At 54.2% G+C, this 20,272-nt stretch carries 28 protein-coding genes and 1 tRNA gene; 13 read left to right on the top strand and 16 right to left on the bottom strand.

Going from position 1 to position 20,272, the window contains the following annotated elements:
- Positions 1–102: 102 nt before the first annotated feature.
- Genes O4G22_RS08760 through O4G22_RS08700 form a run of 13 tightly spaced genes read right to left on the bottom strand, consistent with a single transcriptional unit; the run spans position 103 to position 7,391 of the window.
- Positions 103–732, bottom strand: a complete 630-nt coding sequence (locus O4G22_RS08760) for a hypothetical protein (protein ID WP_249851705.1) — start codon at positions 730–732, stop codon at positions 103–105.
- Positions 722–892, bottom strand: coding sequence for a hypothetical protein (locus O4G22_RS08755; protein ID WP_249851704.1), 171 nt, complete (start codon positions 890–892; stop codon positions 722–724). Before O4G22_RS08755 ends, O4G22_RS08760 begins: the two co-directional genes overlap by 11 nt.
- Positions 885–1,406: a host-nuclease inhibitor Gam family protein gene (locus O4G22_RS08750; RefSeq protein ID WP_102758465.1), complete on the bottom strand. Its 522-nt coding sequence runs from the start codon at positions 1,404–1,406 to the stop codon at positions 885–887. The genes O4G22_RS08755 and O4G22_RS08750 overlap by 8 nt, the downstream gene beginning before the upstream one ends.
- A complete protein-coding gene (locus O4G22_RS08745) occupies positions 1,381–1,677 on the bottom strand; it encodes a hypothetical protein (RefSeq protein WP_094136121.1) in 297 nt (98 codons plus the stop codon). The genes O4G22_RS08750 and O4G22_RS08745 overlap by 26 nt, the downstream gene beginning before the upstream one ends.
- Positions 1,670–2,065, bottom strand: a complete 396-nt coding sequence (locus tag O4G22_RS08740) for a hypothetical protein (protein ID WP_215834030.1) — start codon at positions 2,063–2,065, stop codon at positions 1,670–1,672. Before O4G22_RS08740 ends, O4G22_RS08745 begins: the two co-directional genes overlap by 8 nt.
- Positions 2,062–2,346 carry a hypothetical protein gene (locus tag O4G22_RS08735; RefSeq protein ID WP_249851703.1) on the bottom strand — a complete coding sequence of 95 codons (285 nt, stop codon included), beginning with the start codon at positions 2,344–2,346 and terminating at the stop codon, positions 2,062–2,064. Before O4G22_RS08735 ends, O4G22_RS08740 begins: the two co-directional genes overlap by 4 nt.
- A gap of 17 nt (positions 2,347–2,363) precedes the next feature.
- The gene (locus tag O4G22_RS08730; RefSeq protein ID WP_249851702.1) at positions 2,364–2,921 is read right to left on the bottom strand and encodes a hypothetical protein; all 558 of its coding nucleotides are present in this window, start codon (positions 2,919–2,921) and stop codon (positions 2,364–2,366) included.
- Between the two features lie 13 nt (positions 2,922–2,934).
- Positions 2,935–3,972 (bottom strand): ATP-binding protein, encoded by a 1,038-nt coding sequence (locus O4G22_RS08725; protein WP_249851701.1) that lies wholly within the window; start codon positions 3,970–3,972, stop codon positions 2,935–2,937.
- Between the two features lie 5 nt (positions 3,973–3,977).
- Positions 3,978–6,017: a hypothetical protein gene (locus O4G22_RS08720; protein WP_249851700.1), complete on the bottom strand. Its 2,040-nt coding sequence runs from the start codon at positions 6,015–6,017 to the stop codon at positions 3,978–3,980.
- Entirely contained in the window at positions 6,014–6,793 is a 780-nt protein-coding gene (locus O4G22_RS08715; protein ID WP_249851699.1) for a DUF3102 domain-containing protein, read from the bottom strand. Before O4G22_RS08715 ends, O4G22_RS08720 begins: the two co-directional genes overlap by 4 nt.
- Positions 6,780–7,010, bottom strand: a complete 231-nt coding sequence (locus tag O4G22_RS08710; RefSeq protein ID WP_249851698.1) for a sigma factor-like helix-turn-helix DNA-binding protein — start codon at positions 7,008–7,010, stop codon at positions 6,780–6,782. The genes O4G22_RS08715 and O4G22_RS08710 overlap by 14 nt, the downstream gene beginning before the upstream one ends.
- Positions 7,000–7,188: a hypothetical protein gene (locus tag O4G22_RS08705; protein WP_249851697.1), complete on the bottom strand. Its 189-nt coding sequence runs from the start codon at positions 7,186–7,188 to the stop codon at positions 7,000–7,002. Before O4G22_RS08705 ends, O4G22_RS08710 begins: the two co-directional genes overlap by 11 nt.
- Positions 7,185–7,391, bottom strand: a complete 207-nt coding sequence (locus tag O4G22_RS08700; RefSeq protein WP_306701585.1) for a hypothetical protein — start codon at positions 7,389–7,391, stop codon at positions 7,185–7,187. The genes O4G22_RS08705 and O4G22_RS08700 overlap by 4 nt, the downstream gene beginning before the upstream one ends.
- Before the next feature lie 45 nt (positions 7,392–7,436).
- On the opposite strand from O4G22_RS08700, the gene O4G22_RS08695 reads away from it, so the two are divergent.
- The 4 genes from O4G22_RS08695 to O4G22_RS08680 all read left to right on the top strand — a co-directional run bounded on the left by O4G22_RS08695 (position 7,437) and on the right by O4G22_RS08680 (position 9,730).
- Entirely contained in the window at positions 7,437–7,799 is a 363-nt protein-coding gene (locus O4G22_RS08695; RefSeq protein ID WP_249851696.1) for a helix-turn-helix domain-containing protein, read from the top strand.
- 18 nt (positions 7,800–7,817) lie between these two features.
- Positions 7,818–8,264, top strand: coding sequence for a hypothetical protein (locus tag O4G22_RS08690; RefSeq protein ID WP_249851695.1), 447 nt, complete (start codon positions 7,818–7,820; stop codon positions 8,262–8,264).
- Positions 8,265–8,399: 135 nt separating this feature from the next.
- Positions 8,400–9,113, top strand: a complete 714-nt coding sequence (locus O4G22_RS08685; RefSeq protein ID WP_249851694.1) for a DNA-methyltransferase — start codon at positions 8,400–8,402, stop codon at positions 9,111–9,113.
- A gap of 488 nt (positions 9,114–9,601) precedes the next feature.
- Complete coding sequence (locus O4G22_RS08680) at positions 9,602–9,730, top strand: hypothetical protein (protein WP_306701583.1); 129 nt, start codon at positions 9,602–9,604, stop codon at positions 9,728–9,730.
- A gap of 8 nt (positions 9,731–9,738) precedes the next feature.
- Here the strand turns inward: O4G22_RS08680 and O4G22_RS08675 are convergent, their stop codons facing one another.
- The 3 genes from O4G22_RS08675 to O4G22_RS08665 form a co-directional block, all read right to left on the bottom strand.
- A complete protein-coding gene (locus O4G22_RS08675) occupies positions 9,739–10,545 on the bottom strand; it encodes a SanA/YdcF family protein (protein WP_306713864.1) in 807 nt (268 codons plus the stop codon).
- 15 nt (positions 10,546–10,560) lie between these two features.
- Positions 10,561–10,643 (bottom strand) — tRNA-Leu (locus tag O4G22_RS08670).
- A 69-nt stretch (positions 10,644–10,712) separates the two neighbouring features.
- Complete coding sequence (locus O4G22_RS08665; protein WP_343125184.1) at positions 10,713–11,183, bottom strand: RidA family protein; 471 nt, start codon at positions 11,181–11,183, stop codon at positions 10,713–10,715.
- A gap of 144 nt (positions 11,184–11,327) precedes the next feature.
- On the opposite strand from O4G22_RS08665, the gene O4G22_RS08660 reads away from it, so the two are divergent.
- The 9 genes from O4G22_RS08660 to O4G22_RS08620 all read left to right on the top strand — a co-directional run bounded on the left by O4G22_RS08660 (position 11,328) and on the right by O4G22_RS08620 (position 20,121).
- Positions 11,328–12,971 carry a hypothetical protein gene (locus tag O4G22_RS08660; protein WP_306701581.1) on the top strand — a complete coding sequence of 548 codons (1,644 nt, stop codon included), beginning with the start codon at positions 11,328–11,330 and terminating at the stop codon, positions 12,969–12,971.
- Positions 12,972–13,075: 104 nt separating this feature from the next.
- On the top strand, positions 13,076–13,585 hold the full coding sequence (locus O4G22_RS08655; protein ID WP_306701580.1) for a ferritin: 510 nt from the start codon (positions 13,076–13,078) through the stop codon (positions 13,583–13,585).
- 9 nt (positions 13,586–13,594) lie between these two features.
- Positions 13,595–13,792, top strand: coding sequence for a hypothetical protein (locus tag O4G22_RS08650; RefSeq protein WP_306701579.1), 198 nt, complete (start codon positions 13,595–13,597; stop codon positions 13,790–13,792).
- 1,047 nt (positions 13,793–14,839) lie between these two features.
- Entirely contained in the window at positions 14,840–15,274 is a 435-nt protein-coding gene (locus tag O4G22_RS08645; protein WP_094136382.1) for a MarR family winged helix-turn-helix transcriptional regulator, read from the top strand.
- A 160-nt stretch (positions 15,275–15,434) separates the two neighbouring features.
- Complete coding sequence (gene trpB, locus O4G22_RS08640) at positions 15,435–16,658, top strand: tryptophan synthase subunit beta (protein WP_306713863.1); 1,224 nt, start codon at positions 15,435–15,437, stop codon at positions 16,656–16,658.
- 86 nt (positions 16,659–16,744) lie between these two features.
- Entirely contained in the window at positions 16,745–17,683 is a 939-nt protein-coding gene (locus tag O4G22_RS08635) for a phosphotransferase (RefSeq protein WP_306701577.1), read from the top strand.
- An 18-nt stretch (positions 17,684–17,701) separates the two neighbouring features.
- On the top strand, positions 17,702–19,171 hold the full coding sequence (locus O4G22_RS08630; RefSeq protein WP_306713862.1) for a hypothetical protein: 1,470 nt from the start codon (positions 17,702–17,704) through the stop codon (positions 19,169–19,171).
- Positions 19,168–19,623, top strand: a complete 456-nt coding sequence (locus O4G22_RS08625; protein WP_306701575.1) for a low molecular weight protein arginine phosphatase — start codon at positions 19,168–19,170, stop codon at positions 19,621–19,623. Before O4G22_RS08630 ends, O4G22_RS08625 begins: the two co-directional genes overlap by 4 nt.
- 27 nt (positions 19,624–19,650) lie before the next feature.
- Entirely contained in the window at positions 19,651–20,121 is a 471-nt protein-coding gene (locus tag O4G22_RS08620; protein WP_306701574.1) for a L,D-transpeptidase, read from the top strand.
- The last annotated feature ends 151 nt before the right edge of the window (positions 20,122–20,272 follow it).

The following is a 20,272-nucleotide window of genomic DNA, read 5'->3' as shown; positions in this document are numbered from 1 at the left end:
CGTCTGACCAGTTGTTCCGCTTCGGTTTGGTTTCAATCCGCGCATCCGCAGGGATGCGAAAAGTTACAGGGGGAATTCGTCTTCAAATGATACCGTGTCACTTCATCCCCTGGCCGTCTTCGGTTCGGGTTCCGGGGTGACAACCCTTCGGGCGGTGGCCTGGATGGGCCTGGATACCGGGACGGCTCCCACATGATCCGCCAGCCCTCCCGGGGGAATCGTCCCCGGGATTGCGTGCGGTTCATAGGTTTCCAATCCTGTTTCTTCCGCCAGCTTTCGGGCGGCGGCCCGGCCCCGGTTGATCACCGTATAATTCAGATGGCGGATGTGTTCAGGCTTGGCATGTCTCTGTAGCTGGTCATAGACATTCTTTCCCGTGCAGGGCAGATGCAGCTGGTCCCTCACCACTTCCGCCAGATAGTCCGGCCCGGTTTCAAACCGTTGCATGCTGTCCCGGAGCAGGTGCAATTCCTTGTCCATTTCCGTGTAGGTGTTGTCCCTGATAGCTGCTTTCCCCAGATAAGCGGCAAAACGATTGTAAATCAGCGTATAATCCTTTTGTGTTGCGCGGGTGAAAGAATCCGTGTGTCCGGTGGCTTTCCAGGTCTCGTCGTGCCGCCATTCTTCCAGGGACGGCACCGGGCAGCCGTATGCTTGCAGCTGTTTGTAAGCTCGGACGGCCAGCTGGGCCAAAACGGCCTTTTGGCGTTTAGTGAGTGGCTTATTGCTCATTATCAGATTGTTGTTCGGGATTTTGTAGAGCCTTGATCAGTTGTTGCCGCTGCTTGGGCGTCAGATAGACAAGAGTGGCTGTTGCTCCTCCTCTATCAGTGCCCGTCCAGATAGCCAGCAGGGTCTGGAATCCATAGTCTTTAACCTCAATCTTAGTCATCCCTGGTACTCCTCTCTACGTAAAAAGTCTCCACCTGTTTGATCTCCAAACCCAGCTTGGCGAGCTTGTGAGGCTTGACATGCTGGCGGATTGCATCCTTGTCAGGAGTCACCTTGGTGACCAGGTACGCCTTGCGGCGCGTAGTCTTGAGCAGGGCGACAATCTTGTCCCACGTCCAGCCCTTGGCGGGCTTGAGGGAGGGCTGCCCCAGACGATAACCATAGGTGGTCAGAGCAGTGGTGCCGGATTTGCGGCCCTTGGAAAACAGCTCGTCCCTGCGGGGGGATGCCCATTGCTCGGCCAGTTTGGTGAGCCGGTCAATCTCCCTGGTCAGCTCGCTGATTTTGGGGTCGTGATCCGTGAGCACTTGCTGCATGGCGGCCTCCTTGGCGGCCTGCAAGGTATCCAGCTCGACGCCCTTGCGGGCGATGTCGTCCAGGGTCTGACAAAATTCAGCCTTGTCCTTAATAACCTGCTGGTCGGTTGCTTTAGTGGTTGTGCGTATCTTTCCCATTGTTATGTTGTTTGTTGAGTTGTTTCGTCTGGCGGAGCTTGCGGACCAGCATGGCCACCACGTCCGTCCATTTCAGTCCGGGGGTATTGTGAAGCCAGGAGTAAAATTTCTCGGCGTCCACGGGCACCCACTGGACGCCCAGTTCTCCCAGTTGCACCCCGATTTCCCGGCAGCGCGGGTCATAGGTCACGTGGTAGTCATGATTCCCCGGGAACCGTCCTAGTTCCAAGTTAATCTGAAAGCAGATTGTTTCCTGTTCGATGTTATTCATGGATGTTGGTTTCCGGTTTGTGTTCTTCCTCCCTTCTGGTTCCCCAGGTGCAGCCGTCCTTCTCCGGGTCCACGTACCAGTGCCCATCCGTTCCCAGGAGGTCGCATTCATGCTGCTTCCCCGGTTGGCGGAGATGGGGCCGGGAGGGTCGGCATCGTTTACAATCCCGGCACATGGTCCAATGTTCCGCCGCCCGCAGGATGTTCCCGGCGTCTCGGATGGTGTAATATGTGAAACTTCCCTGGGAGCCGTGCCACTCCCTCATGCTGGTTTCATGGCGGCGTGCGTCAGATTCGTTGGCGTAAGTGAAATACCTTGCCCCCGCACCGGGTATGATCGCCACGGATATGTACCGGGCGGCCTCCCAATAAAATGTGTTCTGCATCATTGTTTGTCCTCCCGGTTGCGATTGATGGCATCGGCCATGATTTCACCGATGGCGTCAGCGTTTCGGTTAATCACTTCTTTGAGTGTCGCAAAGACGCGGAAGGCTGGCGTTTCGTAGGCGGTTGCCCGCACGGTGTTCCAGTAAACAGCCAGTCCAAGTTTGTCGTTGTCCGTGGCAACGTCTTCGATGTGGAGGACAAAGTGGCCGCCTTTGGGGGCCGGCTTGACATTGGGGGCTTGCTGCCCCCTGTCCTGTTGATGGTTGGTGTTGGTGCTGTACATGATGGTGGTGTTGATTGTTAGTCTTGGTATCTGTCGTCTTCCAGGTCTTCAATGCCGCGTCCGGCAACCCATCTTTCCGCGTCCGGGTCATAAGCCAGGAATTCAGGTTCCCCCACCCTGGGCAGCCTGCCATAAGGCAGGCCGCCTTCGCCTTTGACAAGGTGGCGGATGATGTTATGGGCGGACAAGAGCCGTTGCGTTATGGCTGTTTTCGGGTCGCTGCCATCCGGCATGGGATTGTTCCAGAAGAGCATCCCATAGGCGCGGGACATGTCCGCATCCGCCTGGCTGATGATGTGTTGCTGGGGGGCCGGGAATTGGGTCATCCAGTCGTCTCCTTGCGTATAGGTGAGATACAGGCGTTCCAATTCCTCCGCCCATGTTTTTGCTTTGCCGTACCACACAGACTCCGCGGCATAACTGTGGGGCGTGTCCATCAGGGCATGCCAGCCCAGCAGGCAGGTCATGCCGATTTCCGACAAGTCCTGTAGCAGTTGCGGATCGCGCAGGTTGTTCGGCGTTGAGGCAGTCACCCACGGGTGGTTCTGCGGTGGTGTCGTGGTATCTTGATTCATAGTATTTAGAGGGTTACACGTCATCCGGCATGTTGCCGTCTTCCATGTCTTGCAGCTTCTTGATGGCTCCCAGGTAATAATCCCAGGTCACGGGCACACCCGCGTTTTTAGCGGCTATCCGGGCCAGGTTCATGCGCTTGGTGATGACGCCGTACCCGCTGTCCTGGGCGGCGGCTTCGACGGAGGCCCGCAGGCCCGCGTCCGGTTCCGGGAATCCGTAAAATTCCCATACCTGGCGCAAGTCTTCCGTGCTGATGGCGGAGGGGAGGCGGTACACCCGGCAGGCGTTGCGTTTGGACAGCTGTTTCAGCATGTCGGACCAGACCGGGCTTTCTTCCATTGCCGCCTCAAATTCGGGGGTGGCCGTCAGCAGCAGTCCGCAGCCGGACATGTCCCGCAGTTCCCGCACCTGCTCCACGCCTTTCATTCCCATCTTGTCGCTGCGCAAAACATGGTGAATTTCGTCGATGATTAGTAAATGATCAGGGGTCAGGTAGCGCAGGATGCGGTCGATCATATCTTCCGGTTTCAGCGTCGTTCCCGCTCCGATCTGCTTGGCAATCCGGTAGAGCAGCCGCGTAGGACTGGCTGACACGGGGCAGCGCACCAGCACCACCTTGTCCGGATGCCTCCGGGCGTACTCCTTCACGGCTTCGGTCTTGCCCCACTGCGTCGGTCCGATCATCACCGCCGCGTAATGGTAGCGCCGTGTAAATTCGGCAAGATCCATCGTATAACGGGCAAGTTTTGTTTCCACAAATGGCAAATCTTCGCCCGCCTGATCTACAGTTAGCCGGGCGCGGAGTGCGGCCAGGGCCAGCAGATGCGGTTCCGCATTGGCTTCGTAGGTGCCTTTTAGTATGGAGCGCATCGTCTTGGCAGACACTCCGGCCTGGGCTGCCATATCGCCCAGGGTCCAGTTGTGTTCTGCGGCGTAGGAGATAAGCCAGGCTAGTGTCTGCTTCGTTTCCTGGGGGTATGGCCCGCTGGTAACGGCGGGAAAAAAGCGCCGCGGGTCGCTGTCGTTTTTTGTATATGTTATTCTGTCCATAGTATTTATAAAAATGAAATTTTCGGATGGCTTTCTTTTTGGGGGGATGCCGTTTCCGGTATTTCCGTTTCCGGCAACAGGCTGATACCGGGCAGTTTTTTCACGGCGGCCAGGGCGGCGGCATCCGTGCCTTCGGCGTTCAGCAGCCCTTGCACCGTAATGGGCGCCCCCTTCGCCACCTGGCGGTTGTACAGGCGTGTTCCGACGATGGCCGCTTCTTTCCGGGCGTGGTGGACGCGCGTTTCCTGCAAGGCTGCCGCCGTGGCTTTCTTCTTCCTTCCCATAGCCGCCCGCACCTGGTCCTCGTCATAATAGGGGACACGTTGCTGTAACGTGCTCATACCAAGACAGCGCCCTTTTCCATCAATGATGTACAAGTGCTGATCGTCAAACATGTTGAGCATCACCCATACATCCATGCCGCTGGGCAGGATGCGCTGATACCCTTCCGGCGTGACGATGCTGGCCGGGTAGTACAGGCGGTCCATGCTTACCGCCTTGTTTTGCAGGACGATGTAGGATCCTTTCACCACCGTTTTCACGGCCAGGTCACGGGATAGCAAATCCACGATTTCCCATTGCGTCGCTTTCCGCAGCGGAGGCTGGTGCTGTAGTTTCAGGTTCCAGGCTTCCGCGGGGGAAAGGCGGCGGGAACTGACCAGCCTTTCCGGATCGCGGGCGGCCATGTTCAGCAGCGTGTGGCGGTCCGCTTCCGGTATGCTGTCCGTCAGCGTGATCCAGTCGCCGTCCGTGGACAGGCGCACCATCGGCACCACCAGCCCCATCCGTTCCCATCCTTCCAGGGCGTGGTCGGTCCGATCGTTAAAGGCATCGTACACGCGCCAGGCTATATCGGTTGTAAGTTGTTCAAAGGTTGGCATCAGATGCCGCAGCGTGGCGGCCCGGTCCGGATCCCTGATTTCCAGATAGCCCTGCTTTTTCAGCAGCGCCTTTTGCTCCTTCATCAGGCCAGCCAGCCATTCCGGCTCTGTCCGGTCATGGCCGGACGGAGCGGGCAGGCAGGAACTCCATATATTGGCCGTCAGGTTCCACACGGATTCCAGGTGCGCCTTGCCGCGGGGATTGCCGCCCTGGCGGCCTTCATACCCCCGGAGCAATGCCTGGGTTTTCCCTTCCATGCCGGAGCGGTGGACCTTCACCGCGCCGTCAAACAGGTCCAGCAAGACCTGCTCCATGTGCGCCCGGATGGCTGCCGTTCCGTTTTCCACCACAAGGATGGTTCCCCGGGACGTATTGATGCCGACATTTGCCAGCAGCCCCGCCACAAACATGCGCATGTAGCGTTCCGTCAATCCGGCGTGCGTCCCGTCCTGGCGCATCATCCGGGGCATCATGCCCCAGTGCACCATTTTTCCGGTGGCAATATCCAGGCATCCCAGCTGCAAGGGGCGCACAATCTGCTTGCCGCAGATAACGTGCGCATCCACCCAGTTATCGTCGGACACGTAGTATTCCCCGGCCTCCATGCCTACGCGGGTAGTCAGCACCATCGGCAGCAGAGGGGCCGCTGCCTTGATGCCTTCCCGCATCACCCTGGCTTCCAGGGCAGCTGGTTTAATTCGCATCAGGTTTTTTTTGGACCAGCCAACGGGGATTTGAGGATGGCCGGGCCAGCCTTCGTACCCAGGAATGACTTCGGATTTTTTGCGCCAGATGTCCAGCAGCAGCGGGTAAGCCTGGCCGCCGTTGCGTTGGCAGCGCGTTTGCAGTTCCGTCCAGTAAGCGACAAATCCCGGATGCTTCACCCGTGCCCGGGTGGGACGCATCCCGGCCATCCTCAAATCGGCAAGGGCCAGCAGACTGCCGCTTGTTTGCCACGCCAGGAATTTGCGTTGGACGGACTGCCAGGACATGGGATGTCCGGCATCGGCCATCGCCTGGGCCGCCAGCTTGTAAGCGGCCATCTTGTTTGGAGCCGCGGCGATTTCACGGCAGGCTGCATGCAGCTTGCGCACCTTCAGCCGCTCTTCCGTGGGCAGGGCGTCCCAGCCGGGCAGCCCTTCAATGGTGGACAATTCGTTCATTTTCCTTCCTTGATAACTTTCTGAAAATCACTCAACAGGATACAAAATGCCTCCCGGTCGTTTCCGGGCAAATACCTGTGCAAATCCGCTTCCAGGAATTCAGCCATCAGCGTTGCAATGTGGTGGGCGTCCTTGACGGCCACCTGCTTCTTCTGTTCCCTCAATTCTTCTTCCGGCTGCACGGCTGCCACCGCGGCCATCATGGCCTGTTCCGGGCTTACGGGGGAGGAGGCACGGCCTTTCCCCCGGTTTTTCAAGATGGTTTCGTGCTGGGCCAGACGCGCGGCTTGGGCGGCGCTCTTGCTGCCGTCTTTCACCACTTGCAGATTCAGCATCATTTGCCGGGGGGTAACGGCGTTCCCGGTGGCTTTTTTCACCAGTTCCGGCAGGGTTTCCACAGCTTCGCCGTCCAGGCCCATGTCCAGCGCAGGCCGTTCGTCCTGCCCCAGTCGTGCCGCTGCTTCCTGGTAGCAGCGCATGTAGCGGCGAGCAGTCCTTTCTGTGAAATCTAAATGTGCTTGTTCTCCAAATCGGACACATGTGTCCGATTTCGTGTTGTTTTCTTTCTTAAACAGTTGTCCCCACTCACCGTGAACGGTAGCGGCCTTCAAATCTTTCAACAGCCTGCCAAGCCGCAGCACGGCCAGCACGGCATTCTTTCCAGCCACAACGGCCATTTCCGCCTGGGCGGTGGCGTACTGGTGCAGGCGGTTCGCCTCACTCACCCCCAGGGCAATCCGGGTTGCTTCCGGGATGCTCAATTCACATTTTTTCATGGTCCGCAAATTCTTTCAATAGGGCTTCTTTCAGTTTCAGTCTTGCGCGGGCTTCAATCCCCTGGATGGTCTGCGGGGACACGTCCAGACAATCGGCTATTTGTTGCAGCGTCAGCGGCCCCTTTTCCGGCAGCCCCGCCCAGCGGCGGAACTGGGGACGGCTAAGCAATGCCAGCACCACGTTTTTTTCAAGGGGCGTCAATTTTTCATCCTTCATCGGGTAATACGGGCAAAACAGCCGTTCGGGGGTCTTTTCTTCCTTCCCTTACTTGCCGGGCTTCATCGTCCAGGCAGTAAACCCCGCACCAGGCTGCCACTCCGGCCATCGCCGCTAGCACGGCAATTTCCAGCAATCGGGTCAGGACGACTTTGACGATGTGAAACAAGACGATCATTTTTTTATATTTTTCCTAAGCTCCAGTTTTTTGTGTGGTAGCTTGACAACCTTTGCCATCAGCCGCTTGCTGGACCTCTCTCCAGAGAGAACCAAATTAAGATGTACTCGGTGCACCCCCAGATAATTGGCTGCCTCCTGAATAGTCCACCCTTGTCCATAAAGCCATTGCTTGTTTATAGTTTCTTGTTTTACCTCATTCATGATGTTAGGTTGCGTTGTGTAACGCGTAACCGTGTTACTCGTTACATGAAAATAACCAATAGTGCTCATTTCATGCAAGAAAAAAATGAACAATGTTGTTCTTTTTCTGAGAGGCTAAATTCTATTCTCAAGAGTAAAGGTATAAAGAAGAAAGACTTAGCAATGAAATTAGGAGTAGAACCTAATGCCATATCCCGCTACAGCAGGGGCCACCATTTACCCAGCAGTTCCGAATTATACCGCATTTCGAGAATACTGGGTGTATCTATGGATTGGCTTATGGGGGCCACTGAGGAAGAAATGAACAAAAATGTTGATTATTGGCGCAATAAATATTTGCAAGCAGAGCAAGAGCTTGTGAAGCTGAGAGATGCTCTTAAACTATTGGTCAATAATGTCAGTAAATAGCATCATTGAGAAAAAACGATGAAGACGTGGCAAATATATACGCTTATGGGTTTTGTTGGATGCATGGTTTCCCTACAAGCATGGAACACCTATATCTTAAGTCAGCACAAAGCCGAAAAAACATCCACAAAATCAGTGGATAATAAAAAGAGAAAAGTAACTTATCGTGAATACTGTTGGAAAAGTATTCCAAAATCTGAATTGTCTGAACAAAAAGCTTTGAAAGAGGCGCTTGATATAGCCAGAAGTGGAAAACTTGATTTTACGACCGCTATGGACAACCTTCATAGTTTTCTTTCTGAGTTTATGCACGATGAAGAGTATGTAGGAACCCTATGTGAGACGGAAGACTCTGTAATTATAATTACAAAAAAAAATGAAACTAAATATTTTAATCCTAATGACCCTGATTACATTGATCCTGATGATCCTTTTGGGACATCATCTCCTGAAAAGAAACAATAGTTCCCTTACACATTTCTTCCTCCTCTGTTGATCTTCATTGTTTCTCGGCTAAATTTGCCACTCCTCTATCCCATCTCAAAAAAAATTCCTTGCGCTCCTTAAAAAGAGCCGTGCATAAGCTATGCTTATGCCCCTATGACCAACACTCAAACAATGATTCAAGGGGATTGCCTGGACCTTATGATGGGTATGCCGGATGCGGCTTTTGATGCCATTATCACCGATCCCCCTTATTCTAGCGGCAATTCGGTAATGAACAGCAAGTCTGATCCAAGAGACAAATACAATCTAAGTCAGGCTTTTCCTTCATTCCGTAATGATTCACATGATCAGCGTATTCACATGCTTTGGACGATTCACTGGCTTTCTCTTGCACTTCGGATCACACGTCCCGGTGGATGGCTGATGCTCTTTTCTGATTGGCGACAGCTCCCACTTGTCAGTGATGCCATGCAATTAACTGGGTGGACCTGGCGCGGGGTTGTCGTATGGGATAAAACGGAGGGATGCCGCCCTAATCCCGGTATGTTCCGTCAACAGTGTGAGTATATATTATATGCCACCAATGGCAGCCGCATGCCTGGGCCACGTTGTTTCCCTACTGGTATTTTCCGCGCTTCTATTCCATCTCGAAAAAATAGGCATCACATGACGGGCAAGCCCGTTGCTCTAATGGAACATCTCATGACGGTTCTGCCTGCGCAATCCAAGATTCTTGACCCGTTCGCCGGGTCAGGTTCTACGCTGGCAGCGGCGCAAAATTTGGGACATGCCGCAACCGGGATTGAACTATCTCCGGAATATTATCGGATCGCCTGTAATCGGCTTGGCCTTGCTTTGGCATCGTAATATTAACAGCCCCTCTTCGGAGGGGCTTTTCATATCGCAACAACCTGTCCCGCTTCGGTAGTTTCATGTTCCTTCATCGCAACTACCCGTCTCTTCTTTCCATCGCCGTAATCCCACGCCATTGCTAGCTTTCAGGCTATTTCACCCCTAATTCACCCTATTTCAACTATACTGTCCCTTTTCACCGTTGCCCGCCCATACGCATAAGATAAGGGGAAGGATTGCGCCTGTTTTTTCTATGAAGGACAATAAAGCGCACGGCCTCCACTGCCAGCCCCGCCTCTCTCCTGAATTTTGACCGTATTTTTGCGCACGAACTGGTTCATGACCTCCAGACACACGGCATGGACTGCAAACAGCAACATTTTTTCACTGGCAGTACATTGCTTCCCTGAAAAATCGTCCGTCTTAACCTCTCCCATTCCATCCCCCTGCCGTCTTTCATGACGAATTGTTCACTCAGCCCTTCTGGCTCCTTTCCCACCTTCATGGCAATCATCCCACGTAACCAACATGAGCAGGCCATTCAGCATTTAATAATTCAAGGCGCGGGCATTCTCTCCTTCCGGGTGATCGTACCGCATCAAAAGACATTTTATGGTGCGCCCTGCCGCTAAGGTGTTGTTCATTTTTCCTCTTTTATTTCCGGCAAAACCACAGGTTCACCCAAAAAACGAGGTTCACGACTCCAAACCCACAAGTCCAGCATCATCCATACGCGGGCCGCACGCTCCCTGAACCAGCTTTTCATACGGGAACGGCGGTTGGGAACATCCGGCGCGCTGACGGCCCAGGCATCCATCCCCTCATGCGCCGCGATTGCCAGGGCGCGTTCATTGTGAAATTCCTGAGAAACAACAATCATCGCCGAAACACCAAAAATTTCCTTCATCCTCACGACAGAATCCAGAGTCCGCAACCCAGCAAAATCACATACAATTCGCTCCTCTGGGACGCCACGATCCACCAGTGCCTGTTTCATCCATTCCGGTTCATTGTAAGCATGAGAACTATTATCTCCGGAAACAATGAAAACCGTTGCCTTTCCGTTCTTCCAAAGTTCCGAGGCCGTATCCATCCTGTTATGGAAATACCCGTTAGGGGCGCCCATGAATGTCGGGGAGCATCCTAACACAAGAACAGGAGCACGAACGGGGACATCCCTGGAATGCTCAACAATCCTGCCCCCTGAAACGGAATCAATGTACCATTCCGCGACAACGCACATCACAACCGCTGCCGCAAGAATGCCTCCTGCTATTTTCAACGCCAACAGCATTCCCTTTTTTCCAGGGAACCATGAACCATCTGATTTTCCCGACCGGAAGATACCCAACAACTTCATACTCCGTATTTCCATTTCAGCCAGCAAATAATGATTGGAGCCAAACAAAAAAGGCCCGCAAACAGCGGGCTTTTTATTTATGTGCATTTACTCCCGGCAAAGTACCCCCGACCGGACTCGAACCGGTACGTCCTTGCGGACAACAGATTTTAAGTCTGCAGCGTCTACCATTCCGCCACGAGGGCATTGACCGGACGGCACTCTACAGGAATGCCGCCGGGATTCAAGCACGAATCCCTTCCGATTTTTAAATATTAATCACGGACTTCCACCACCATGCTGATTTCCACCGCTACATTGAGCGGCAGAGCGGATACGCCTACCGCCGTGCGGCTGTGGCGGCCAATTTCTCCAAAGGCTTCCACCAGCAGGTCGGACGCGCCATTCAGCACCTTGGGATGGTCATAAAAATCCGGTCCGGCATTCACAAATCCGTTCACGGCCACGATTCTGGATACTTTTTCCAGAGAACCCACCGCCTGCACGATGACGGCCAGACGGTTCAACATAGCGGCGCGCGCAGCGGCCTGCCCTTCTTCCACCGTCAAATCCTGCCCTACTTTGCCAAAGTATTTGTCGTCCCCGTTCACGGAAATGCCGCCGGAGAGGTGAAGCAGGTTGCCCGTGCGTACGCATTGCACATAGGAGCCTACGGGAGCGGGAGCATCGTAAATGGCGTACCCAAGGTCGGAAAGTCGTTGACGTATTTTATCCATATAGAGCATTTGACAGAAGTTGAATTGAAAGGATACACCGGAAATATTTGCATTTCCAGATGCCTTTCATGACATTTTGAACAATTTTCGGTCTGTTTGCACGTAAAATGATTGCCATCCCCCTCATTTAGTTGCTATTGAAACAACCCGTACATGATGACCGACGAAACTCCCTTCACAGACCCCAAGCAGCAGATTCCGGATCTTTCCGGCTTGGCCGACTTTCAATTTGGTCCGGCCTGGGCGAGACCTGGAGCCCGTCAGGAACGGCCTGCATCCTACACGGAACGCAGATTCGGTGACAGGCAGGGAGGCGACCGCCGCCCGCGGCGCGACAGCCGCGAAGGACGCCAGCCCCGGGGGGAACGTCGTGTTGACGGCCAAAGCGGCGAAAGAAGGTTTAACCGGGAAGACCGCACGCGCGGCTCCTTCCGCAACCGCCGCGATCAGACGCCCCGCTCCGCCGTGGCGGAACCGACGGAAGGTCTGCGCGTGGAGCTGCGCCCCGTGGATTCCGGGCTGGCCGCCTTGCACCAGGAAGTACAGAAACACCGCCGCACCATTTCCCTGCTGGATCTTGCCAAGGTTGTCATGGGCTCCTACGACCGTTATGACCTGGTATTCATGAAGCAGGAAAACGGCCCGGATCTGTATCATTGCAAGCATGGAGACGGCGCTTGCTTTATTTCCCGGCAGGAGGCCGTCAAACACCTCTGGCAGTCCTCTTGGATGCCCAAGTATTACGAATCCGTAGAACAGGAAGTGGAAGCTCCAAAAGGAGATTTCAAAGCCATTGCCAAATGTTCCCTGAACAACGAGCTGGTAGGCCCCGTCAACTGGCACGGCTACCAGTCCGCCCTGATGAATCTGCATCGCACCAAATTTGCCAATATGCCTTTTGAGGCTTTCCGTTCCAAGATTGTGACGGACAAGAGCGAAGAAGCTGTCCAAGCATGGCAGGCATCCGTTTCCAAACGCACCGCCTGGAAGCCCCTTCGGGAAGGAGCCTCCGAGGCGCTTCTGGAATCCCCTGCCGCGGTAGAACAGGATTTCGAATCCAACCATTTTGACGAATGCTATGACGTTACGGATAAGGTGTTCGTCAACGGCGCCGTGAAGAAAAACCACCTCTCCCCCGGTCTGTGGGCGCACCTGATCCAATTATCCGGCACCACCCGCCGCCATCCCAGCATGCTGATTCCAAACCTTTGCCACGGGTTAGCCCGGCATCATATGCCTATTTTCAAGTGGAAAGGCAACCATTACACCGGCCCGGCGCGCCCCAAGGCCATGGAAGAAGGCACCGTCTTATCAGATTCCCTGATGTCCATTGCCACCTGGGCGGCCAATAATCCCGGCAAAGGCGTCGACGTCATGCTTAAAGAGCTGGCCCCCGTCCCGGAACAGGAAAAGGCCACGGAAGAGGAAGTAGCCCAGGCCATGGAAAAACAGCAGAATTTGGTCCGCGACCTGCTCTGGCTGTCTGAACAGGGCTATATCCTAGTTTTCTCCAATAACACCGTCAGCCGCCCAAAAACTGTTTCCGCCCAGGCGACTTCTCCCAAGAAGACCCCCAAGGAAAAACGGAAACCGGAAGAGAAGGGACAGGACGCGCCGGCAACGGACTCCGCTGCACCAGAAAAACAGACGGCTGCCTCTCCTTCCGGGGAAATGCCCGCCCAGGAGGAAGCATCTGAAAAAAACAGCGTGATTATGGAACCTGAAGAGCTGCCCCCTGTTCCGACGGAAGAACTCCCTGAAGATAATATTCCGGAGGAGGTTTCCGCAAAAGCCTGACGCCTTCCCTTATATCTCCCTTCCCGTCATACAGTCCGCAGGATTATCTTGATTCTGCGGACTTTGTTTTGTAGAAGTGGGAAAAATCAACAGGATTTTATAATATGATCAGTACAACAATGGCAGCTGCTCTTAATGAGCAAATCAAATGGGAAATGTATTCAGCCAACCTTTACCTGGCCATGTCCGCCTATCTTCAGGATGCCGGTTTGACGGGTTTTTCCCACTGGATGCGCATTCAATATCAGGAAGAAACCGCTCATGCGCTGAAATTTTATGATTTCCTTCTTTCCCGCGGAGGTCAGGTTACAATGCTTTCCATAGACGCGCCGGATGCGAACTGGTCCAATATTCTTGAAATTTTTGAAGAAACGCTGTCCCACGAACAGGAGGTCACGCGCCGCATCAACCAACTGGTGCACCTTGCCAAAGAAGAGCGGGATTTCGCCACGGATATTTTCCTGCAATGGTTTGTCACCGAACAGGTGGAAGAGGAAGAAACCGTCAAGGACATCATCAGCAAATTGCGCATGATCAAGGGAGAAGGACAGGGAATGCTGCTTCTGGACAAAGACCTGTCAGCCCGCACCTTTACGCCGCCTCCCGCCAACTAATCATTACTATTGTTCTCCGACTCCGCCCATTCTCTGAAAAAGAGTTCCAGAGAGAACTTGCCGGAGAATGGCGGAGAAATAAAATACCTTGCGGATACAGGCATAAGATTGGCGGCATGCAATGATGTTGCCGGTAATAATGCTTTATTCCATGATTTTCTGCCTGCAATGATGCAAGCAGCCGGTGTTGCTGTATTGCCGGGCTGAAAAACGGCAAGCAGCGCCGTCTTTCTTTTTCAGGAAATAGACCAGCGGATCACACAATTTTCCGTTGTGCGGAATCATGAGGAATGTCCAGAATATGAACATGGACGGCGTAGCTGGCCTTTTACGCACCGTTCCGGTAGAAAATGCTGCGTCCTTTGTAATAGCGCATTAACGAGTGCGGGTGATGTGCCCGGACCTTTCATTTCTACTGCTCCGTTTTCAAAAATAGGCCGTTCCAGATAATAGGAGCCTTTCAGGTAATCTCTTAGAAACCCGGCAGTCTTTTTTCGTCTCCCTGAACACTTCCCCTATTACTTCCGCCAGCCTTTGACTTTTGGGGAAGAAGCATTTTTCTCTCTCAAAAGCGGAGCATAACACTCAAGCTGGCCCCGTGACAGCGCTTGTTCCATCAGTGCGGCTTTGGGTATTTCCATTTGACCTTTTCTCCCCCTTCAAGACCGTTTAAAAAGGTTTTATCATGTCTTTACGCGCCAACGCGCGTCATAGGTCAATATCACCGCAAAGCCCCCCCTGCGGCAGGAAGGAGACCATGAAAGGAAGGTTTCGACGGCAAACTTCCTTTCCCTAATCTTCCGGTAGGCACGCAGAGGTTCCAAGCCTGCCTCAAGGACAGGAAAATATTGCTTCCTGCTGTATAAAATTTTCTTCCGGCAAGCCTTTATTTCCCATGAAAATCCTCTGCACAAGAGCTCTCTCCAATCCAGGCTTGTCATGCCGCAACGCCTCTTTATGCCAGATTTGCTTCGGATTCCCGGAAGTTTTATAAAAACTACCGTTTATCAATAGTTTACATCTATTTTCAACATGTTATTCACATTCTATATTCAAAATATATCCATTCTATTAACAGTCAACATATTGTATTCCAAATACCATCAAAATGCTTATTATCCGCAAATGTAAAATTTTAATAAAAATTTATATTTTTGACTTGCCCGCAGAAGGACGCGGCGGTAGGTTGGCCGAACCGCCGGCGAGTCTCCGGGCGGGTATCGCTATCAATCCTCCCATACATTCACAACAATCATGAGTTCCATTTCTGAAGAAGCAAACAAGCTGGCGGATTTCATCCTGTTCACGCAACGTTCCTGCATTCTGAATCTTTCTTCAGAATTGAATGAGGGCAAGGTTTCCTACCCCCAGTTTTTCCTGCTGACTTATCTGGCCAGCGAAGATTTTCTGAGCATGTCCAGCATTGCCCTGAAAATGGGGCATTCTACCGCGGCCGCTACCGGGATGGTGGATAAATTACAGGAAATGGGCTACCTGAAACGCATGAGCGCGGCCAAAGACCGCCGCAAAATCATGGTCGCCATCACTCAGGAAGGGCGCGACCTGGTGGGACGCATGCGCCAGAATATCGTTCGGGATCTGGCCGCCCTGATGGCTGGAGCGGATCCGGACGCACGCCAGACGCTTGCCGATACCGGAAAATCCATCAGAAAGCGCCGTTTGGCCTGATTTCCGATTGTTTCCTTTCCCAGCCCTTACGAAAAAACCGTTCCTCTGTTCCGGGAAAAGCCTTTTTCTTTTCCTTTTTTTAAAAAGGTTTCTGGGGAGATTGTTTTTGCCTGAACTGTAGCATCGTGTTAAATACTGGCCGTCACGAATGCAACAGACCATGGATCTCCATACCTATTTACGCAATTTTCCAGACGCCCAGGGCCGCTTTGGCGAATACGGCGGCGTTTACCTGCCGGACGAGCTGGTTCCCGCCTTTGAAGAAATTACGGAAGCCTACCAGACGATAGCCCACTCCGCCCAGTTCATTAATGAACTGCGGCGCATCCGTAAACAGTTTCAGGGGCGCCCCACCCCGGTTTACCACTGCGAGCGCCTTTCCCGCCATCTGGGCACCGCTCAAATTTACCTGAAGAGAGAAGACCTGAACCATACAGGCGCCCACAAGCTCAACCATTGCATGGGGGAAGGCCTCCTGGCCAAATACATGGGCAAGAAGCGCATTATCGCGGAGACGGGCGCCGGCCAGCACGGCGTGGCGCTGGCTACGGCCGCCGCCTTCTTCGGCCTGGAATGTGAAATCCACATGGGTGCGGTAGATATCGCCAAACAGGCTCCGAACGTCACCCGCATGAAAATTCTGGGCGCCAAGGTGGTGCCTGTCACGCACGGCCTCCAAAGCCTGAAGGAAGCCGTGGATTCCGCTTTTGAATCTTACCTGAACAGTTACCAGGATTCCATTTACTGCATCGGTTCCGTGGTTGGCCCCCATCCCTTCCCTCAAATGGTGCGTGATTTCCAAATGTGCATCGGCGTGGAAGCCCGGGAACAATTCCTGGAAATGACGGGGCTTCTGCCGGACGCTGTCTGCGCCTGCGTGGGCGGCGGCAGCAATTCCATGGGCATGTTTACCGCCTTCCTGGGAGATCCGCTGGATATTTATGGCGTAGAACCCCTCGGCAAAGGCCCCAGGCTTGGGGATCATTCCGCCTCCATCTCCTATGGAAGCAAGGGAGTACTGCACGGTTTTGAGAGCATCATGCTTCAGGATGAAGACGGCAATCCGGGACCGGTCCATTCCGTAGCCAGCGGTCTGGATTATCCTTCCGTAGGGCCGGAGCATGCCTATCTGCACGACATCGGTCGCGTTAACTATGTCACCGCCACAGACGAGGAAGCCGTGGACGCCTTCTTCAAACTTTCCCGTTACGAAGGGATCATTCCCGCTCTGGAAAGCTCCCACGCTATCGCGTATGCCATGAAGTGGGCCCGGGAAAACAGAGGCGGCGCCATTCTGGTAAACTGCTCCGGACGCGGAGACAAGGATGTGGATTACGTCGTAGAGCATTACGGTTATGGGGAAGACCGCCAGTTCCCCTCCTGATTGCCTGCCTTTCCCCATTTTCGGCGGATGAAGGACGCTGTCATCCTTCATCCGCCAGGCTCTTACCGCCTCCACGCCTTCTTTTCATGAAAGAATTGTCCCGTCTGGTTCACCGGAGTTTTCACATTATTCCACGTCAGGAAGATTTCCGCCCCCTGGTTTTGGGGGCCTCCGGCCGTACGATCGTCCGCATCCATGTTGGCGGCCGCACATGCATCGGCATCCAGTGGGGAAATGACCGTGCGGACAATGATTCCTTCATTCCCGCAGCCCGGCATCTGCACGCCCACGGTGTCAACGTTCCGGAAATTTACGATTACGAACCTCTCGACCCCGGCTGCGGAGTTGCCTTGGTGGAAGACCTGGGAGACGCCAACCTGCTGGCTTTCCGGAAAGAACCCTGGCCTTCCCTGCGCCTGCGTTACATCCGGGCTATGGAACAATTCCATCTGCTTCACTCCTGCCCGTTTCCGGAGGAATTCCCCCTCCAGCCCGCTTTTGACGAGGCTCTGTACCTCTGGGAACAGTCCTATTTCGCCGAACATTTCCTAGGCGCCCATCTGGGGCTGGAAACGGCTTCTTTCCTGAACCATCCCGCCCTGAAAGAGCAGGCGCAGTTTCTGGCTGACCTTCCGGAATGCCCCGTCCACCGGGACAGCCAGTCCCAGAACGTGCATATCCACGCAGGAAAAACATGGCTGATTGATTTTCAAGGCATGCGCGGCGGACGTCCGGAATATGATCTGGCTTCCCTGGTCTATGACGGCTACGCCCGTCTGGAACCGGAACAAACGGATGAATTGCTCAGGGAGTGGGAAAATATCTCCGCTCACTCCATAGATCACCGCATTTTCCGCGCCTGCGCCCTCCAGCGGATTATGCAGATGCTGGGCGCTTACGCCAATATCGGCCACAACCAGGGGAAAACCTGGTATCTGGATCAGATTCCCGCCGGGCTGGGACACCTGCGGAGGCTTCTGCCAGGCTCCACGCTTGCAGAACCGCTGGCTGCTATGCTAGCATGATTTTTCCCAGCCCTTCTGATGAAGCTTCCCCCCAAATTCCTGCTTGTCCTGTCCCTGTTCCAGATTTCCCTGGGGCTGGGCTGGATTCTGGGGTATGCGCTTCTTTCTCCTACCATTTTCTGTTATGAACAGGCGGCGGAACGTTTGCTGGCAGGGGAATACCAAACCGTTCGCCCGGAAGGTCTGAACACGGAAAGCAGCATCGTCCTCCAGCCCTACGATTATTTCAACAAAGGGCAGACATCCCAGCTCCCCGTGGTTTCCCTGCACCGGGAATCATCACTGAACAGTTTTGCCGCCTATCCTCCCAATCCCATGGATTACACGGTGCTGTTCCGGCACCTGTATGAACAGGGAGCCAGGAATGTTTACGTGATGTCACCCATGACCTGGGAAGAAAAGCCGGACAACATCGTCAAAGCCGCCGTGGGATATGAACTGGACCGCTTCCGCCACAAGGCTCTGGGACGGCAGATGAGCGAGTCCTCCCGCCATGCCCCTCTCCCGCCGAATTGGAAAGACCTGGTTATTCCCGCCCCTAACATCGCAGGAAAGACGGACCAGTTCCCGCGCGCGGACAGGTTCGTAGGGGAACCTCCGCAAATAACCGCGTCAGCCCCCTTCCTGGGAAGCGTTGTGGAAAATAACGAGCTGTTTTCCCCTTCTCCGGAAAACAGGGTCTCCCCGCCTCTGTTCATCCGCTGGGGGGGAGATATCATTCCCACTCTTCCCCTGGTCGCCGCTCTGAATGCGCTGGATCTGAAACCCGGTGACATCAGAATCATTCCTGGGGACACTCTTTTTCTAGGCGGCAAACGCTCCATTCCATTAGATAAATACGGCCGCATCCCTCTGGCAGCAAACAGCAGCCCCACCATTCTGGACACCAAGGAAGTGATCGTCCCCGTCATGTCCGGCCTGCGTCCGCCGGATACCACTGCCGTCAGAAAACTGCTTTCCTCTGCGGACGCGGTACTCGTTTCCGAACCCTCCGCCCTTTCCGACACGCCGGACGCGCAATCCCTTCTGGCGGCTCAGACTGTCCGCAGCATCATGGGAGCGCTTGCCCCTGCCCCTGCCATTCTGATACCCGTAGCCCCCGCCTGGGTACAGTGGATCATCGTGCTGGACGTCCTGCTTCTGTCAGTATGGGCTTTGCGTTTTCAACGCAGAGGGCGCTTCATCACCTGGAGTCTCTGTATCCTGTTCGTTCCCTTCATCGCATGGTATCTGTTTTCCGCTCATGATCTATGGTTCCCGGTCATGACTCCCGTAACGGCGATACTGTGCGTAGCCTTGGCGTGCAGCCTGTTCCCCCAGCTCTCCTCCCCCTCCCGCGATGCTGAGGATGAAGACGAGGAAGACGACGGCACTCCATCGTCGGCAGGCAGCGGCGCCGGCCATGTACTGCCCCAGGACAACCTGTACCAGGAACCCAACGAAGTACCTATTCCCCATCACTCCAAAAGAGAACGCTCCGACTCATGACACAGCGTAAGCATATCCTCTTCGTCTGCACCGGCAACACCTGCCGCAGCCCCATGGCGGAAGGCCTGTTCCGAAAACTTTCCTCGCGCCATCCGGAATGGCAAGCCGGTTCCGCTGGAACTGCCGCATGGCCCGGTCAGGAGGCCAGCCCGGAGACGCTTCACGTCCTTCGGGAACATGGCGTCAACCTTTCCAGCCATGAAAGCCGTCCTGTTACGGATGAACTGATGAAAAACGCCACAGATGTCTATGCCATGACGGAGAGCCACCTGGCTGCCCTGCTTGCCAATTTCCCCGAATATGCGGATAAAGTCAGGCTGGTCACCTGCTACACGGACAGCCGCGGCATCGCCGATCCCATCGGCTGCGGACAGGCGGCCTACAACAAGGTAGCGCAGCAACTGACCACAGCCATTCAGGCCATCATCACCCGGATGGCACAACAGGAGTAACTCCTCTTTGACTCCTTCCTCCCTGTCATGGCTCCCTCTTCCATACACATTAATCTGTCCTGCCAGGAACTGGTGCTGGAAAAATCCGGAAAAATCCTGCTCCGCTGCCCCGTCTCCAGCGGGAAAGCGGGTGCAGGCTATGAAGAAGGTTCCGGGAAAACCCCCACAGGACATCTCCGCATCTGCAAAAAAATCGGGGACGGAGAACCGGAGGATACTATTTTCATCTCACGCCTTCCGGCAGGCCGCTATCCCTCCGCCATCCCGAAAAGTATGGATGAACATTCCGACTTCATCCTGACCCGCATTCTGTGGCTGGATGGACTGGAACCGCACAACGCCAATACCCGGAGCCGTTATATTTACATCCACGGCACCAACGATACGGAACTGCTGGGCACCCCGGCTTCCCATGGCTGCATACGCCTTTCCCCCAGGGATATGCTGGCGCTTTTTGCTCTGGCGGAAGAAGGAATGGACGTGTTCATTCAATGTTAATCCGTTCTTTTTTAGACACAATCTAAAAAAGTTATTCGCGGAAAAGGAAAATAATTGAACAAAGGCTCTCTTGGGATGTATAAAGTATGAAGGTATCGGTATTTGGCTGCCGTCTTCCTGTTCCATAAACATCCACTCATCCCCAATCAAT

The sequence above is a fragment of the Akkermansia muciniphila genome, from assembly GCF_030848305.1.
Taxonomy (GTDB): domain Bacteria; phylum Verrucomicrobiota; class Verrucomicrobiia; order Verrucomicrobiales; family Akkermansiaceae; genus Akkermansia; species Akkermansia muciniphila_A.
This window is presented reverse-complemented; position numbering and strand designations above follow the sequence as displayed.